Raw genomic sequence first — 16,132 nt, 5'->3', positions numbered from 1 at the left:
GCCATGCTGCATGCGGGGTCCCTGCGGTGGGGGCGTTTCGTCCACCGGCATCGCTTTCTCGTGCTCGCCGTCGTCGCCGTCGCGGTGCTGCTGTCGGGCTACTACGGCCGCGACCTGAACCAGCGCTTCACCCAGGAGGGCTGGTTCGACGAGGCCAGCGAGTCGGTGGCGGCGGCGAAGCTGGCCGATTCCACCTTCGGCCGCGACACCGACAGCGACCTGATCCTGCTCTACACCGCTCCGACGGGCCGCACCGTCGACGACGCGGAGGTGCGCGGGCCGGTGACCGCCCACCTGGCCGAGCTGCTGGCCCGCTATCCCGACCGCATCCTCAAGATCGACAGCTACTGGGACAGCCCGTTCGCCGCCCAGGCCACCGACGCCTCCCGCACGCACGCCTTCGCCAGCGTCGGGCTGCGCGGGGACGGCACCGCCACGGTGGAGAACTACCTGGCGATCAAGGACGCGCTGGCGGCGAACGACCCCGGCGGCGGGCCGGGCGGCACGACGGTGCAGCTGGCCGGGTTGCAGCCGATCGTCGAGGGCATCAACATCGGCATGCAGACCGACATCCACCGCGCCGAGCTGATCGCGCTGCCGCTGGTGGCGATCCTGCTGTACTTCGTGTTCGGCGGGGTGATCGGCGCGCTGTTGCCGGTGCTGATCGGCGGCATGACGATCCTGGGCACCCAGGGCATCCTGCGCGCGCTCACCGACCACATCGATGTCAACGTCTTCGCCAACGCGGTGATGACGCTGGTGAGTCTGGGGCTGGCCATCGACTACGGGCTGTTCACCGTCACCCGGTTCCGGGAGGAGCTGGCGGCAGGCCGCAGTGTCGAGGAGGCCACCGCGCGCACCGTGGCCACCGCGGGCCGCACGGTGCTGTTCTCGGCGGCGATCATCGCGGTGAGCCTGGCGGCGCTGTTCATCTTCCCCAACGGGGTGCTGCGCTCGGTGCCCTACGGCGGCATCAGCTCGGTGCTGCTGGCGGCGGTGCTGTCGGTGACGGCGCTGCCCGCGGCGCTGGCCATCGTCGGGCGGCGCATCGATTTCCTGGGCTGGCACCGGTTCGCCCGCGGCAAGACCGACGCCGAGATCGATGCCGGGTTCTTCTCGCGGCTGGCGCGGTTCGCGATGCGCAGGCCGTGGGCGGTGTCGGTGTCGATCGTGCTGGCGCTGCTGGCGTTGGCGATCCCGTTGCGCCACATCGAGTTCGGCGGTATCAGCGAACGTTATCTGGCCCAGGACAATCCGGCCAGGGTGGCGCAGGAACGCTTCGACGAGTTGTTCCCCGGTTTCCGCACCGAGCCGCTGAAACTGGTGGTGGTCGGCGCCGACGCCGCCCAGCTCGGCGAGATCCGCCACGCCGCCAACCAGGTGCCCGGCCTCACCGGCCGTTTCGAACCCGCCGCGGCGACCACCGACGGCATCAACGTGCTCAACGCGGGCCTGGTCGACAAACGCGACGCCGACGCGGTGATCGCGGCGCTGCGCGCGATCACCGAACCGCCGGGGGTGCAGGTGATGGTGGCCGGGGTGCCCGCGCTCGAACGCGACAGCATCAACGGACTGCTCGAGGGGCTGCCCGCGCTGCTGGCGATCCTGGTCACCACCGCGCTGCTGATCATGTACGCCGCGTTCCGTTCGGTGGTGCTGGCGGTCAAGGCGGTGGTGATGAGCGCGCTGAGCCTGCTGACCACGCTCGGCATCCTGACCTGGATCTTCGTCGAGGGGCACGGGGCCGGGCTGTTCCATTTCACCCCGGGGCCGTTGATGTTCGCGGTGCTGGCGTTGATCGTGACGGTGATCTTCGGGCTGTCCACCGACTACGAGGTGTTCCTGCTCTCGCGGGTCGCGGAGGCCCGTGCGGGCGGCGCCGACCCGCCCGAGGCGATCCGCTACGGCATCGCCCACACCGGCAGCGTCATCACCTCCGCCGCCGCGATCCTCATCGTGGTCACCGGCGCGTTCGGGTTCTCGGATCTGGTGCTGATGAAATACATCGCCTACGGCATGATCGCGGCACTGCTGATCGATGCCACGGTGATCCGGCTGCTGCTCACCCCGGCCGTGCTCAAACTGATCTGGAGGTGACCATGCGCCGCGCCGCCACCGACGCCGTCCTGCTGGTGATGTTCCTGCTGGAGCTGGGGGTGATCGCGGGCGCGGCCTGGTGGGGGTTCACCCTGCCCGCCGGTCCGCTGACCCGGGCCGCGGCCGGTGTGCTGGCGCCCGCGGTGTTCATCGCGATGTGGGCGCTGTTCGGCGCCGCGGCCGACGCGCGCTTCCCGCTCACCGGCGGCTGGCGCGTGGCCCTCGAGTGCGTGTGGTTCGGCGGCGGCGCGATCGCCTGGGCGGTGGCCTGGCATCCGCTGGCCGGCATCGCCTTCGCCGGGGTGTGGGCGGTCAACGCGCTGGCGCGGGTGCTGACGCAGGGCACCTTGACGGTGCGGATGTCTCCGCGCGAGAAGGCGATCGCGCGCGAGCTCGACCGCGAGGACGAGGGTCGCTGAGTCTCGTTGCGGCGCAACGCTTCCGCATGTAGGCGGTTTCGCGCTGGTGCGGAGTTGTCCGCGGCGCTTTTCCGCTCTCAGGAGTGGGCGCGCATTCCGGTGAGGGTGAGGGTGACGAGGCGGTCGGCGCCGGGGCGGGGCAGGTGTTCCCGCGCCCAGGCCGCGGCGTTCATCAGGGCGAACAGGTCGTCGGCGGTCACGTCGGCGCGGACCGCGCCCACGGTGCGGGCGCGCGCGAGGATCGCTTCGCCGAGCGCGTTCATGCGGGCGCAGGACTCGTGCAGTTCCGAGCCCTCGTCGCCGAGCCCGTCGGCCAGCAGCGCGGCAAGCCCCTGGTAAGCGGCGGCGTGCTCGATCACCGCGTGCACCCAGCGCGTCAGCGCCGCGCCGGGGTCGGGGTCGGCGAGCAGGTCCTCGGCCGCGGCGAACAGGGCCGTGTTGCGCTCGCGCAGCAGCGCGCCGACCAGGGCGCGACGGGTGGGGAAGTGGCCGTAGAGGGTGCCGATCGCGACACCGGCGCGGCGGGCGATCTTCTCCAGCGACGCGTGCGCACCCTCGGCCCGGAAGACGGCGTCGGCTTCGGTGAGCAGGCGTTCGTAGTTGCGGCGTGCATCGGCGCGCGGTCTGCGGGTGCGGTCCATCGTCTCCCTTGCCAAGTCGAGGCACCCTCGACTTCAATAGGTCGAGGCACCCTCAGGTTATCCGGTGGGCGGGTGCCAGATCGGCGAAGGGACGACGCCAGTGATCCTGGTGACCGGAGCGACCGGCTCCATCGGCAACCATCTGGTCCGCGCACTGCGCCGCGACGGCACCCCGCTGCGCGCACTGGTCCGCCACGACGCCGGCGGACGCGCACTCGGATGTGACTATGTCGTCGGCGATTTCGACGACCCGCGCGCGTTGGCCGCGGCGCTGGACGGGGTGGACCGGCTGTTCCTCAACAGCACCGGCGCCATCCCGGTCGACGGCGAACAGCCGATGATCCGATGGCACCGAGCCGCGATCGACGCCGCGCGGGCGGCCGGTGTCGAGCACGTGGTCAAGGTGTCGGTGTGGCACGCCGCACCGGGCGCGCCGCTGTCCCGAGGTGCGCACTTCGAAACCGACGAGTACCTGAAGGCCAGCGGCCTGGGCTGGTCACTGCTGCGACCGACCGGCTACATGCAGAACTTCCTGTCCCCGGCCGCGTTCACCGCCGACGGCAAACTGGTCGCCTCCTACGGCGAAGCCCCCGTCGCCTACATCGACTGCCGCGACATCGCCGCCTGCGCCGCCGCCCTGCTCACCGCCCCGGCCCCCGGCAGCTACGAACTGACCGGCCCGGCCGCACTGACCGACGCCGACATCGCGGCCACCCTGGCCACCGCCCTCGACCAGCCGGTGTCCTGCGCGCCGCTACCGGCCACCGCCCTGGCCGCCGCCCTCGTCGACCGAGGACTGCCCCCGCGCTTCGCCGCGGACCTGGCCGTCCTGGTCGGTGAGGTCGCCGACGGCGACCAGTCCACCACCACCTCCACCGTGGCCGACCTCACCGGCCACCCACCCCGCACCTTCGCCCGATTCGCCACCGACCACCGCCCCGCCCTCCTCGCGGCACTCCAAGCCGCCCGATCCCAGCCCTGAACCGGCACGGGCCCGCAGCCGCGAGGCAGCTCGCCAGGTTCGAGCACCGGTGGTGCGGCGACCACCCACCCCGCAATCAACCGCTCTCGCAACCGATCCCGTCGTTGTCCCGGTCGAGGTCGTACTCGTCGGGACCGACGACCCGCACCCGCCCGGTGTAGGCGGGCCCGTTACCGCTGCCGCCCGAACAGTCGACATCACTGGTGATCGGCACGCACGGGTCGTAGGAGGGATGGCAGCTGGGACCCGGCGCCGCGGGCAGCGGAGGCGCCACGGCGGGCGGCGGTGGCGGCTGCTGCGCCGGACTCGGTGGTGCCGGCCTCGGGGTCGCCGGGGCCGCGGTGGTGCTCGACGTGCTGGTCGGCGCCGGACCGGACAGCTCACCGCAGGCCGACACCGACACCGCCGCGCACACCAGCGGCGCTGCCAGTATCCGGAGGGCGCGACCGGGCATGGTTGCCTCGTCGAGAAGGAGGGTCAGGGTTGTGCCCTGTTCATCGTCGGCGAGCAACCCGGTGCTACGCGGTCGCGCTCGGCCCTAGTTCCGGACGGGGAGGACGAGTTGGGCGCCGGTGACGGGGTGGTCGAGGACTTCGACCGGGTGCTGGTAGACGCGGGTGAGCAGGTCGGTGGTGAGGACGGCTCGGGGTGGGCCGTCGGCGGCGACGCGGCCGGAGTCCAGGACCGCGACGCGGTCGGCGTAGGCGGCGGCGATACCCAGGTCGTGCAGGACCACGACCACGGCGGCGCCGTCGCGGGCGCGTTCGGCGGCCAGGCGCAGCACGGCCTCCTGATGGCCGAGGTCGAGGGCGGCGGTGGGTTCGTCCAACAGCAGCGTCGGCGTGTCCTGGGCCAGTACGCGGGCCAGCGCGACGCGGGCGCGTTCACCGCCGGAAAGGGTGGGGAACGCGCGCCCGGCCAGGTGCGTGACGTCGGCGGCGGCCATGGCGGCGGCGATCAGGTCGTCGTCGCGGTCGGCGCGCGGCGTGCGCACCCACGGCGCGCGTCCCATCGCGACGACTTCGCGGGCGGTGAACGGGAACCCGACCGTGTGGGTCTGGGGCAGTACCGCGCGCCGGCGCGCCATGTCCAGCGGAGACCAGTGGGTCAGCGGATGCCCGTCGAGTTCGACACCGCCCGCGGCAGGTGTCAGTTCCCCGGCCAGGGCCGCCAGCAGGGTGGATTTGCCCGCGCCGTTGGGGCCGACGAGGGCGACGATCTCCCCGGCGGCGACGGCGAAATCGACCTGGTCGAGCACCCGGCGCGCGGGACCGGACCCGCCGCGGCGCTCCACCACCAGCCCGCGCGCACGCAGGGTGACCTGCCCGCGCACGGGCGCGGTGGGCAGCTCGTGGCCGCGGGCGAACAGCGAGCCGAGGCGGGGACGGTCGAGGTCGGTGCTCACGGGCGCTTCCTTGGCGGCGATGCGGGCGACGGTGCGGTGCTCGGGCTCATCCCCACCCTCCGGCACGGGCGCGGGTGCGGCGCAGCAGCCAGAAGAAGAACGGTCCGCCGACCAGGGAGGTGAGCATGCCCAGCGGCAGGTCGGCGTTGTCGACCAGCGAGCGGGCACCCACGTCGGCGGCCAGCAGCACCACCGCGCCGACGACGGCGCTGAGCGGGATGAGCACCCGGTGCGCGGGCCCGACGATCATGCGCACCAGATGCGGCACGATCAGGCCGACGAACATGATGATGCCGGTGAACGCCACCCCGGCGGTGGCCAGCACGGCGACGATGACGATCACGTTGCGGCGCAGGCGTTCCACGTCGACACCCAGGTGCCTGGCCGCGGACTCGCCGAGCGCGAGCAGGTCCAGCCGGGGCGCGACCAGCACGGCGGCGGCGACCCCGCAGGCGGTGAGGATCGCCACCACGCCGACCGATTCCCAGGTGGCGCCGTTGAGGCTGCCCAGCTGCCAGAACACGATCTGGTCGCGGGCGGCGGGGGAGGCCACGAACAGCAGGAACGCGATCAGTCCACCGGCGAAGGCGTTGATCGCCACACCGGTGAGCACCAGCGTCACCACTTCGGTGCGGCCGTTGGCGCGGGCGAGCACATAGACGAGCATCGTGGTGAGCAGTCCGGCGACGAACGCGGCCGCGGCCACCGACCACGCCGCCACGAACGCCCCGCCGAGCACGATCGTCGCCCCCGCACCGACCGCCGCGCCCGAGGACACCCCGATGACGCCCGGTTCGGCCAGCGGGTTGGCGAACACCCCTTGCAGCAGCGCGCCCGCGGTCGCCAGCGCCGCACCGACCAGCATCGCCAACAGCACCCGCGGGAACCGCACCTCCCAGAGGGTGACGTCCCCGGCGGGATGAGCGGGCATCGGACCCCAGTCCAGGCCGATGCGGTGCAGCACGCTGCCGAGCACTTCGGCGGGAGTGGTGGGCACCTGCCCGATGGTGGCCGAGACCAACGCCAACGCCACCAGTGCCAGGACCGCGACGGCGAAGGCGATCACCGCCCGCGACCGGGTGCGGCCCCGCGGCACGGGTCCGGCCGCCTCGGGACCGGCGACGGGGGCGGCGGTGCTCGCCGGGCGCGCTCCGGTGCGGTCGGTGAGTTCGGGGGCCGGACGCGGTGCGCTCATGCGGGCACGGTGCCGTAGACGGCGGCGCTGAGCGCCTCCACCACCCGGCCGGTGTTCGGGCCGAAGCTGAGCAGCACCGCGTCGGACATGTCGACGATCCGCTTGCTGCGCCCGGCCGGGGTCTGGGCGATGCCGGGCACCTTCAGCAGTCCCTCCACACCGCCGACCGATTCCAGTCCGTCGGTCATCACCAGCACCACATCCGGCGCCGCGCCGATCATGGCTTCGCTGGTGATCGCGGTGAACGGTTCGGTGAGCCCGGCGGCGGTGCCCGCGTCCTGCCCGCCGATGGCGGTGATCAGTTCGTCGGCACCGGAACCGGGACCGGCCAGCATGGTGATGGCGGTGCTGCGCAGGTACAGGAACGCGATCCGCAGCGGCTGGTCGGGGGCGGGCACCGCGGCCGAGGCCGCCTCGATCTCCTGGCGGGTGCGCTGGGCCAGCGCCTGCCCCTGGGCGGGCACCCCGAGCGCGGCGGCGACGGCCTCGATCTGCGGCACCACCCCGGCCATGGTGCGTTGCGGGTCGAAGTAGACCACGGTGACGCCCGCGGCCCGCAGTTGCTCCCGCACGGCCGGGGCGGCGCTGGTGGTGTCGGTGAGGAACACCGTCGGGCGCAGCGCCAGGATCGATTCGACGTTGAGCGACCCGCTGCCGCCGGTGACGTTCGGGACGTCCCGCACCGCCGGGAAGGCCGCCGAGGTGCTGCGGCCCACGAGCCGGTCCCCGAGACCGAGCGCGTACACGGTCTGGGCGAGCGTGCCGTAGCGGTCGGCGGCGATGATCCGGTCGGCGGAGGTGACGGTGACCTCGACCCCGTCGAAGGAGCGCACCGTCACCGGCAGCGCGGGGCTGGGCGCGGGGCCGACGGGGACGGGGTCGAGATCGGGCAGCGTCGCGGTGGCCGGGCCGCGCCCGGCGCCGCTGTCGGCGGTGTCGGACCCGCCGCAGGCGGTCACGCCCGCGACCAGTGTCACGGCCAGCGCCGCCAGCAGCACTCGCATCGACAGCACTCGCATCGACTTCGACCGGACACCGTCGCGCACCATCATGTAGGCAAGCCTAATAGGACGCCCGGGATGCTCGGTCCGCTCAGTCCGTGCGTGCGCTCACATCGTCGAGCGCGGCGGCGATGGCGCGCGGCAACTCCAGCGTTTCCGCGGCCAGCACACCGGTGAGCTGACCGATGTCGCGGGCGCCGACGATCATGCTCGCCACCCCGGGCCGGTCCCGGATCCAGGCCAGCGCCACCGCCAGCGGCGAGGTGCCCAGCCCGTCGGCGGCGGTGACCACCGCGTCGACCACGCGGGTGGCGCGTTCGTCGAGGCGGCGGCGGATCTCGGCGGCGGTCGCCTCGTCGGCGCCGCGCGAATCCGCGGGCACCCCGTCGCGGTACTTGCCGGTGAGGATGCCTCCGGCCAGCGGCGCCGAGGCGATCACCCCGACCCCGTGGTGGGCGGCGGCGGGCACGAAATCGGTTTCCGCGCCGCGCGCCAGCAGCGAATACGGGGTGTGCGCGGTGACGATCGGCGCGATCGCGGCCAGGCTGGCCAGCTGCCACGCCGAGAACCCGCGCACCCCCACATACCGGGTCTTGCCCGCGCGCACCGCCTGCTCGAGGGTGTCGGCGACCTCCTCGAGCGGGGTGCGCGGATCCCAGGCCGCCACATGCCAGATGTCGAGATGATCGGTGCCCAGCTCGAGCAGGGTGCGGTCGAGCTGGCGCAGCAGCCCGCGGCGGGAGGCGTCCACCCACGGCCGCGGCGCCGACGGCAGATCCGTGGCCGCCGGCGTCACCCCCGGCTGCACGCCCGCGCAGCCGCTGAGCACCAGATCCTCCCGCGACACCAGATCACCGAGCAGGTCGGCCAGGATCCGCTGCGCCGCGCCGCCGGTGTAGGACGGGGAGGTGTCCACCAGCGTGCCCCCCGCCTCCGCGAACGCCGACAGCTGCACCGCGGCGTCGTCGGCGTCGGTCTGGGCACCCCACGTGTGGGTGGCCAGCCCGATCCGCGACACCCGCAGCCCGCTGCGCCCGACCGTCCGCTGTTCCATCACCTGATCCCCGTCTTCGTCACGCGCCAAGCGTAAGGCGTGGGCGGCACGGGCGGGCTCACCCGCGCCCGTGCAAGCCTGTACTGTCGCTGCGTGATCGCGGCGCCCACCCGGCGCCGAGCCGGTCGTGGAACCAATTGCCCAGCGGCATAAGGATTTTTCGGGCAGACAGCAGGAGGTTGTGTGGGCGAGTCGATGACCTGGGTGCAGGCGCTGGTGCTCGGGCTGGTCCAGGGATTGACCGAATTCCTGCCGATCTCCTCCTCGGCGCACCTGCGCATCGTGTCCTCGGTGTTCTTCGGCGAGGACGCCGGCGCCTCCTTCACCGCCGTCACCCAGCTGGGCACCGAGGCCGCGGTGCTGGTGTACTTCGCCAAGGACATCTGGCGCATCCTGGTCGCCTGGACCACCACGCTGTGGGACAAGGCGCGCGCCGCGACCGGGCCCCGGGTGCCGATCCACGACCGCCCCACCACCCGGCTGCCGGTGCTGACCGCCGACAACGAGCACCGCTTCGCCGCCGAAGCCCAACGCGAACTCGACTACCGCATCGGCTGGTACGTGATCATCGCCACCATCCCGATCGGCGTGCTGGGCTTCCTGTTCAAGGACGAGATCCGCACCGGCGCCCGCAACCTGTGGCTGGTGTCGTTCATGCTGATCGCCTTCGCGCTGGTGATCGCCGCCGCCGAACACTACGGCGCCAAACGCCGCCCGATCGAACAACTCACCACCCGCGACGGGCTGGTCATGGGTTTCGCGCAATGCCTGGCGTTGATCCCCGGTGTCTCGCGCTCGGGCGCCACCTCCTCGGCGGGGCTGTTCCTGGGGCTGGAACGCGAGGCCGCGGTGCGGTTCTCGTTCCTGCTGGCCATCCCCGCGGTCACCGCCTCGGGCCTGTTCAGCCTGCCGGACGCGTTCGAACCCGCCGGCGAGGGCCTCAACGCCTCGGGCCCGCAGCTGCTGGTGGCCACGATCGTGTCCTTCGTCGTCGGCTACGCCTCGGTGGCGTGGCTGCTGAAGTTCGTCGCCCGCCACTCGCTGAACTGGTTCGTCGGCTACCGCATCGTGCTGGGCCTGGTGATCATGGGCCTGCTCGGCGCCGGGGTGATCTCGGCGACATGAGCGCGGCGATGCCGGTGCACCGAGGCCACGCCCACCCGGCGGCTAGGCTGGCGCCATGACGGTGATCCTGTTGCGCCACGGTGTGTCCACCTCGAACACCGCCCGCACGCTGGCGGGGCGCAGCGCGGGTGTCGACCTCACCGAACGCGGCCAGGAGCAGGCCCGCGCGGTGGCCGAACGGCTCGGCGGCCTGCCCATCCGCCACATCGTGCATTCCCCGCTGCTGCGCTGCCGGCGCACGGTGGGCCCGCTGGCGGAGAAGCTGGGCCTGGACCCGCAGGACGACGACCGGCTCATCGAGGTCGACTACGGCGACTGGACCGGCAAGGCGATCGCCGACCTGCTCACCGAACCGCTGTGGAAGGTGGTGCAACGGCACGCCTCGGGGGCGGTGTTCCCCGGCGGTGAGGGGCTGGCGCAGGTGCAGACCAGGGCGGTGGCCGCGATCCGCGAACACGACCGGGTCTTCGCCGAACGTCACGGCCACGACGTGCTGTGGGTGGCGTGCACGCACGGCGACGTCATCAAATCGGTGCTCGCCGACGCGCTCGGCCTGCACCTGGACTGGTTCCAGCGCATCGTGGTGGAACCGGCCTCGCTCAGCGTCGTCCGCTACACCCCGCACGCGCCGTACGTGTGGCGGCTCAACGACACCGGCTCGGACCTCTCGGCGCTCGAGGCGGTGCGGGAACCGGCCCCGAACGCCGACTCCGACAAGGACCGTCCCGACACCTCCGGCCCGGTGCCCGGCGGCGAGATCGGCGCTACCGGTGGTGCGGATAATGGGAATGCGGAGCGGTAGAGCACCGCGCGCCGCGGGTAGTCGATCAGGGTCAGTAGCAGGAGGTGCAGATGGCACGAGCAATCCATGTATTTCGCACCCCCGATCGTTTCGTCGCCGGGACCGTCGGTGAGCCGGGCGATCGCGCGTTCTATCTGCAGGCCGTCGAACAGCCGCGGGTGGTCAGCGTGCTGCTGGAGAAGCAGCAGGTGAAGGTGCTCGCCGACCGCATGGGTCTGCTGCTGGACGAGGTCGCCCGCCGTTTCGGCGCGCCGGTGCCGCCGCAGGCCGAGGACGTCTCCGACACCGACCCGCTGGTCACCCCGATCGACGCCGAGTTCCGGGTCGGCACGATGGGCTTGGGCTGGGACGCCGACGCCGGCGCGGTGGTGGTGGAACTGCTGGCCATCACCGAGACCGAGGTCGACGAGTCGGTGGTGCTCGACGACACCGAGGAGGGCCCCGACGCGGTGCGGGTGTTCCTGACCCCGGTGCAGGCGCGGGAGTTCGCGCTGCGGTCGGCGAAGGTGATCGCCGCGGGCCGTCCGCCGTGCCCGCTGTGCGGGGAACCGCTGTCGCCGCGCGGGCACATGTGCGTGCGCACCAACGGATACAAGCGCGGAGAGATCTTCGGCGCGGCCGAACTAGAGGAGTGATGCGTGGCGGGCGGCGACGACGGGTTCCACAGCGGTGAGCTGAGCGTGATCGGGCGGATCAGCACCGCCTCCAACGTGACCCTCGTCTGCGAGGTCGTCGGCGCCGAGACCGCCCAGGGCACGCCGCTGCGGGTGGTGTACAAGCCGGTGCGCGGCGAGCGGCCGCTGTGGGATTTCCCCGACGGCACGCTCGCCGGCCGCGAAGTCGCCTCCTATCTGGTGTCGGAGGCGATCGGCTGGGGCGTGATCCCGCAGACGGTGCTGCGCGACGGCCCGTTCGGGCCCGGCATGGTGCAGCGCTGGGTGGAGTCGGTGGACCACCACACCGGCCGCGGCGACCGGCTCGACCTGGTGGACCTGTGCCCGCCCGCGGCGGTGCCGGACGGGTTCTGCGAGGTGCTGCGCGCGATCGACGAGACCGGCGAGGAGGTCTCGCTGGTCCACGCCGACGACCCGCGCCTGCAACGGGTGGCGGTACTGGACGTGTTGCTCAACAACGCCGACCGCAAGGGCGGGCACGCGCTCGAGGGGGTCGACGGGCAGGTGTACGGCGTCGACCACGGGATCTGCCTGCACAGTGAGCACAAACTGCGCACCGTGTTGTGGGGGTGGGCCGGACAGCCGATCGATGCGGCGCTGGTGGAGGACATCGCCGCGTTCGCCGACACGTTGCCGGGGCCGTTGGCCGACGAGCTGGCCGTCCACATCACCGACGCCGAGATCGACGCTCTGGCCGCGCGCACGAAGGATCTGCTCGAACGGCCGGTGATGCCGTTGCCGCGCAGCACCCGCCCGATTCCCTGGCCCGCGTTCTGAAACGTTCACTTCCGGCGGATCGCAACCGTTGACGGCGCCCGGACCGGCCGGTACCGGCTGGTCGCGGACCCGGCCGGACGGGCAGGCACCGTCGCGGCGACCGGGGTGTGCGCCGGGGCGCGCGCGGCGACCTCTACCCTCGAAGTCATGCAGTCCTGGTCCGATACCGCCCTACCGACCGTCCCCGGAGCAGGGCCGCCGTTGCGGTTGTACGACACCGCCGACCGTCAGGTGCGCCCCGTCGCCCCCGGTGCGACGGCGACCATGTACGTCTGCGGCATCACCCCCTACGACGCCACCCATCTCGGGCACGCCGCCACCTATCTCACCTTCGACCTGGTGAACCGGGTGCTGCGCGACGGCGGTCACGACGTGCACTACGTGCAGAACGTCACCGATGTCGACGATCCGCTGTTCGAGCGCGCCGCCCGCGACGGGGTGGACTGGCGGGAGCTGGGCAGCCGCGAGATCGAGCTGTTCCGCACCGACATGGCCGCGCTGCGCGTGCTGCCGCCGCGCGAGTACGTCGGCGCGGTCGAATCGGTCGAGGAGGTGGTCGAATTCGTGCAGAAGCTGCTGGCCACCGGCGCGGCCTATGTGGTCGACGACCCCGACTTCCCCGACATCTACTTCCGCACCGACGCCACCGAGCAGTTCGGCTACGAGTCCGGCTACGACCGGGCGACGATGGAGCGGTTGTTCGCCGAGCGCGGCGGTGACCCCGATCGTCCCGGCAAGCGTGACCCGCTGGATGCGTTGCTGTGGCGTGCCGCGCGGCCGGGGGAGCCGTCGTGGCCCGCGCCGTTCGGTGCGGGCAGACCCGGCTGGCACATCGAGTGTTCGGCGATCGCGTTGAACCGGCTGGGCCCGGAGTTCGACATCCAGGGCGGCGGCAGCGATCTGATCTACCCGCACCACGAATATTCCGCCGCGCACGCCGAATCGGTGGTGGCGGGTCGCCGCTTCGCCCGCCATTACGTGCACGCCGGGCTGATCGGTCTGGACGGGGAGAAGATGTCGAAGTCCCGGGGCAACCTGGTGCTGGTGTCGACGTTGCGCAAGGACGGGGTGGATCCGGCCGCGATCCGGCTCGGCCTGCTCGACGGGCACTACCGGCAGGACCGGATGTGGACCGACGCCGTCCTCGAGGCGGCGCTCGCGCGGCTGGCGCGCTGGCGCTCGGCCACCGCCCTGTCGGCGGGCCCGGCCGCCCACGACACGATCGCCCGGCTGCGCCAGCACCTGGCCGACGACCTGGACTCCCCGAAAGCTCTTGCCGCGGTCGACAACTGGGTCACCGAAGCGCTCGACTACGGCGGTTCGGACAGCGGCGCGCCCGCCGCGATCGCCGAGGCGGTGGACGCGCTGCTCGGCGTGCGCCTGTGACGGTCCGGTTTGCCCACCGGGGATCCGGCGTGATGTGGTGCTGAGGTGTGCAGCATCGATCCTCGTCGTCTGATCGGACGCGCCGCCGCCCTGGGCGCGGGCCTGCTGGGTGGGCCGGCGCCGCTGCAGGCGGTGCAGCCGGGGTCGCCGCGGTGTGTGGCCGCGCGGGTGCGGTTCTTCGGCGCCGACGTGGTGGACCCGGTCACCGGTGCGGTGCGCGCGGATCGGGTGGTGCTGTCCTGGGTGGGGTGCACGACCTACGCCGTCGCGATCGGCGGGGCGGTGCTGCTGCTGGACGCCTGGGTGCCGCGGCTGACCAGTTCCGGGTATGTTCCCGCGACATCGCAGGATCTGGCGGATCTGCGGCCGGAGGCGATCTTCATCGGGCACGGCCACTTCGACCACGCCGGGGACGCGGGCCGCATCGCCCAGGCCTGCGGCGCCACCGTCTACGGCACCGCCGAGCACTGCGCGGCGGTGCGCGCCCAGGTTCCCGAGGCGAGTTTCCCGACCGTCGGGCTCGGTGACGCGCAGACCCCGATCGGGCGGCGCGAGGACCGCACGGTCGGGCCGGTGTTGCTGACCGCGGTGCGGCATCTGCATTCGGCCCGCACCCCCGCCGATCCGGCCGCCGGTTCGCCGCGGTTCTTCCCGCTGCCCGAACCCGGCCCGATCCTGCGGCATCCGCCCACGCCGGCGGATCTGCGCCGCACGGTGCCGCGGCTGCTCGACGCCGAGGGCGGGGTGCTGCTCTACCAGTTCCGTATCCCCGGGTTCAGCCTCACCTGGCACGACTCGTCGGGGCCACTGACCGAGCGGGCGCCGCAGGTGTTCGACGTGCTGGCCGGGCTGCCCGCCACCGACGTGCACATCGGCGCGGTGCAGGGCTACAACCAGCTCAGCAACGGCCTGCGCGACCCACGCACCTACATCGAGGCCCTCGCCCCGGCACTGTTCGTGCCCAGCCACCACGACAACTGGCTGCCCGGTTTGACCTCCTCGGCGGCGGCCTACGAACCGCCGCTGACCGCGGAACTGGCCCGCATCCCGGCCGGGCGGCGCCCGGAGCTGCGGTCGCTGCGGGATCCGGCCGATTACGTCAATCCGGGACGGCTGACCTTCGCGGTGTGAGCGCCGCGGTTCGTAGCATGGCGGTATGACCGAGCGGAAACCCGTCGAGCACACCTTCGAGTCGTGGGTCGACAAGCAGATCCGCGAGGCCACCGAGCGCGGCGAGTTCGCGAACCTGCGCGGCGCGGGCAAACCGATCCCGGGCGCGGGCACCCCGGTGGACGAGAACTGGTGGATCCGCGACTATCTGCGCCGCGAGGGCGCCCCCACCGACGGGCTGCTGCCCGATTCGCTGCTGCTGCGACGGGATCTGGAGCGATTGCCCGCGACCGTCGACGAGCTCGACAGCGAAACCGAGGTGCGCGCGGCGGTGAGCGCCCTGAACCGGCGCATCGCCGCATGGATCCGCACACCCACCCCGCCCCAGGTACCGCTGGCCCTCGCCGACGCCGAGGAGGTGGTGGCGGGTTGGCGGCAGCGCCGCGCACGCAGGACCACCGGTGTGTCAGGTGTGTCGAGGCCCCGTCCAGAGTCCGGCGGCGGGCCCGCATCGCGGCCGCGCCGCGGTTGGGTTCTGATCCGCTGGTGGCGGCGCCTGTTCGGCTGACCCCGGCCACGCGGACCGGAACGGTTCGGACGCCCCGCTCGCCCTTGCTCGATCCCGTCTCGCCGGACGCATGGTGTCTACACTCGGCGGCCGTGACGGTGACCCCGGTGTACAGCATTGCCAAGATCTTCACCGCGGCCGCGGTGCTGCGCTGTCTGGACCCGGAGCGGGAGATCGGTGCGGTGGCGCCGGTTCCGGCGCGGCTGGCAGGGTTGCGGGTGGGGGATCTGCTGACGCATCGCTCGGGGCTCGGCGATTACGGCGCGTGGCCGGAGTATCGGCGCGACGTGGCCGAGCGCGGGGACGCCTGGTCCGAGGAGGTGATCCTCGAACGGGTGGAGCTGGCGCGGCCGGGGGTGTTCCGGTACTCCAATCCCGGCTATCTGCTGGTGCGCCGCGCGCTCGAGGAACAGCACGGCGACCGCTTCTTCCCGGTCCTGCGCCGCCTGGTGCTCGACCCGCTCGAGCTGCCCGCCCACCCGTTCGCGTCCCGGGCGGACTGGGCGCACTGCACCGTCGAGATCCCCGTCGGCGTGCGCGCCTACGATCCGCGCTGGGTCTACCCCGGCACCTTCTGCGCCGATGTCACCGATACGGCGGCGGCGCTGGCGCGGCTGCTGTCGGGCACGCTCGGCGCCGAGCTCCCGACCGCCATGTGCCGCACCCACCCGGTCGACGCGCCCGGTCACCCGCTGTCCGACCCGGGATACGGCGCGGGCCTGATGACCTCCGGGAACCCGCCCGCGATCGTCGGGCACGGCGGCGGCGGACCGGGTTTCACCCTGTTCGCCGCCGCCCGCGTCGACGGTTCGGCCGCCCACGGCACGATGGAGGCCCGCGAGTGCGACGACGCGCCGTTGATCCGCCGCTGCCTGGCCGCCCTGCGCTGACGGGCG

General features: G+C 72.7%; 17 protein-coding genes. 11 read left to right on the top strand and 6 right to left on the bottom strand.

The window, feature by feature from the left end:
• The first annotated feature begins 3 nt into the window (after window positions 1–3).
• Together AMO33_RS05715 and AMO33_RS05710 are read left to right on the top strand one after the other, a co-directional pair.
• Entirely contained in the window at window positions 4–2,097 is a 2,094-nt protein-coding gene (locus tag AMO33_RS05715) for an MMPL family transporter (protein WP_060591030.1), read from the top strand.
• 2 nt (window positions 2,098–2,099) lie between these two features.
• A complete protein-coding gene (locus AMO33_RS05710; protein WP_011209454.1) occupies window positions 2,100–2,516 on the top strand; it encodes a YrdB family protein in 417 nt (138 codons plus the stop codon).
• 77 nt (window positions 2,517–2,593) lie between these two features.
• On the opposite strand, the gene AMO33_RS05705 is transcribed toward AMO33_RS05710, so the two are convergent.
• Window positions 2,594–3,172 (bottom strand): TetR/AcrR family transcriptional regulator, encoded by a 579-nt coding sequence (locus tag AMO33_RS05705; RefSeq protein ID WP_240327438.1) that lies wholly within the window; start codon window positions 3,170–3,172, stop codon window positions 2,594–2,596.
• A 94-nt stretch (window positions 3,173–3,266) separates the two neighbouring features.
• Between AMO33_RS05705 and AMO33_RS05700 the strand changes: the two genes are divergently transcribed.
• Window positions 3,267–4,139, top strand: a complete 873-nt coding sequence (locus AMO33_RS05700; protein WP_240327437.1) for an NAD(P)H-binding protein — start codon at window positions 3,267–3,269, stop codon at window positions 4,137–4,139.
• Between the two features lie 76 nt (window positions 4,140–4,215).
• Here AMO33_RS05700 and AMO33_RS32825 read toward each other — a convergent pair whose 3' ends face one another.
• From AMO33_RS32825 to AMO33_RS05675, 5 genes are all read right to left on the bottom strand, one after another.
• Window positions 4,216–4,593: a hypothetical protein gene (locus tag AMO33_RS32825; RefSeq protein WP_307581809.1), complete on the bottom strand. Its 378-nt coding sequence runs from the start codon at window positions 4,591–4,593 to the stop codon at window positions 4,216–4,218.
• 84 nt (window positions 4,594–4,677) lie between these two features.
• Entirely contained in the window at window positions 4,678–5,544 is an 867-nt protein-coding gene (locus AMO33_RS05690; RefSeq protein WP_060593310.1) for a heme ABC transporter ATP-binding protein, read from the bottom strand.
• Window positions 5,545–5,590: 46 nt separating this feature from the next.
• Window positions 5,591–6,739, bottom strand: a complete 1,149-nt coding sequence (locus AMO33_RS05685) for a FecCD family ABC transporter permease (protein WP_228786469.1) — start codon at window positions 6,737–6,739, stop codon at window positions 5,591–5,593.
• Window positions 6,736–7,791, bottom strand: coding sequence for a heme/hemin ABC transporter substrate-binding protein (locus AMO33_RS05680; RefSeq protein WP_060591024.1), 1,056 nt, complete (start codon window positions 7,789–7,791; stop codon window positions 6,736–6,738). Before AMO33_RS05680 ends, AMO33_RS05685 begins: the two co-directional genes overlap by 4 nt.
• Before the next feature lie 40 nt (window positions 7,792–7,831).
• Complete coding sequence (locus AMO33_RS05675; RefSeq protein ID WP_011209461.1) at window positions 7,832–8,794, bottom strand: aldo/keto reductase; 963 nt, start codon at window positions 8,792–8,794, stop codon at window positions 7,832–7,834.
• Window positions 8,795–8,977: 183 nt separating this feature from the next.
• Between AMO33_RS05675 and AMO33_RS05670 the strand changes: the two genes are divergently transcribed.
• From AMO33_RS05670 to AMO33_RS05635, 8 genes are all read left to right on the top strand, one after another.
• Window positions 8,978–9,919, top strand: a complete 942-nt coding sequence (locus AMO33_RS05670) for an undecaprenyl-diphosphate phosphatase (RefSeq protein ID WP_011209462.1) — start codon at window positions 8,978–8,980, stop codon at window positions 9,917–9,919.
• A gap of 55 nt (window positions 9,920–9,974) precedes the next feature.
• Window positions 9,975–10,721: a histidine phosphatase family protein gene (locus tag AMO33_RS05665; RefSeq protein ID WP_060591023.1), complete on the top strand. Its 747-nt coding sequence runs from the start codon at window positions 9,975–9,977 to the stop codon at window positions 10,719–10,721.
• Between the two features lie 50 nt (window positions 10,722–10,771).
• Window positions 10,772–11,356 carry a DUF3090 domain-containing protein gene (locus AMO33_RS05660; protein ID WP_011209464.1) on the top strand — a complete coding sequence of 195 codons (585 nt, stop codon included), beginning with the start codon at window positions 10,772–10,774 and terminating at the stop codon, window positions 11,354–11,356.
• Between the two features lie 3 nt (window positions 11,357–11,359).
• Window positions 11,360–12,172, top strand: a complete 813-nt coding sequence (locus AMO33_RS05655; RefSeq protein ID WP_060591021.1) for an SCO1664 family protein — start codon at window positions 11,360–11,362, stop codon at window positions 12,170–12,172.
• A 147-nt stretch (window positions 12,173–12,319) separates the two neighbouring features.
• Window positions 12,320–13,558: a cysteine--1-D-myo-inosityl 2-amino-2-deoxy-alpha-D-glucopyranoside ligase gene (gene mshC, locus AMO33_RS05650; protein ID WP_060591019.1), complete on the top strand. Its 1,239-nt coding sequence runs from the start codon at window positions 12,320–12,322 to the stop codon at window positions 13,556–13,558.
• 45 nt (window positions 13,559–13,603) lie between these two features.
• Entirely contained in the window at window positions 13,604–14,689 is a 1,086-nt protein-coding gene (locus tag AMO33_RS05645; protein ID WP_060591016.1) for an MBL fold metallo-hydrolase, read from the top strand.
• Between the two features lie 25 nt (window positions 14,690–14,714).
• Window positions 14,715–15,236, top strand: coding sequence for a DnaJ family domain-containing protein (locus AMO33_RS05640; RefSeq protein WP_060591014.1), 522 nt, complete (start codon window positions 14,715–14,717; stop codon window positions 15,234–15,236).
• A 92-nt stretch (window positions 15,237–15,328) separates the two neighbouring features.
• Window positions 15,329–16,126 (top strand): serine hydrolase domain-containing protein, encoded by a 798-nt coding sequence (locus tag AMO33_RS05635; protein ID WP_060591012.1) that lies wholly within the window; start codon window positions 15,329–15,331, stop codon window positions 16,124–16,126.
• The last annotated feature ends 6 nt before the right edge of the window (window positions 16,127–16,132 follow it).

This window comes from Nocardia farcinica, assembly GCF_001182745.1.
Lineage (GTDB): Bacteria > Actinomycetota > Actinomycetes > Mycobacteriales > Mycobacteriaceae > Nocardia > Nocardia farcinica.
Note: the sequence above shows the minus strand (reverse complement) of the source record. Positions and strands in the feature narration are given on the sequence as shown.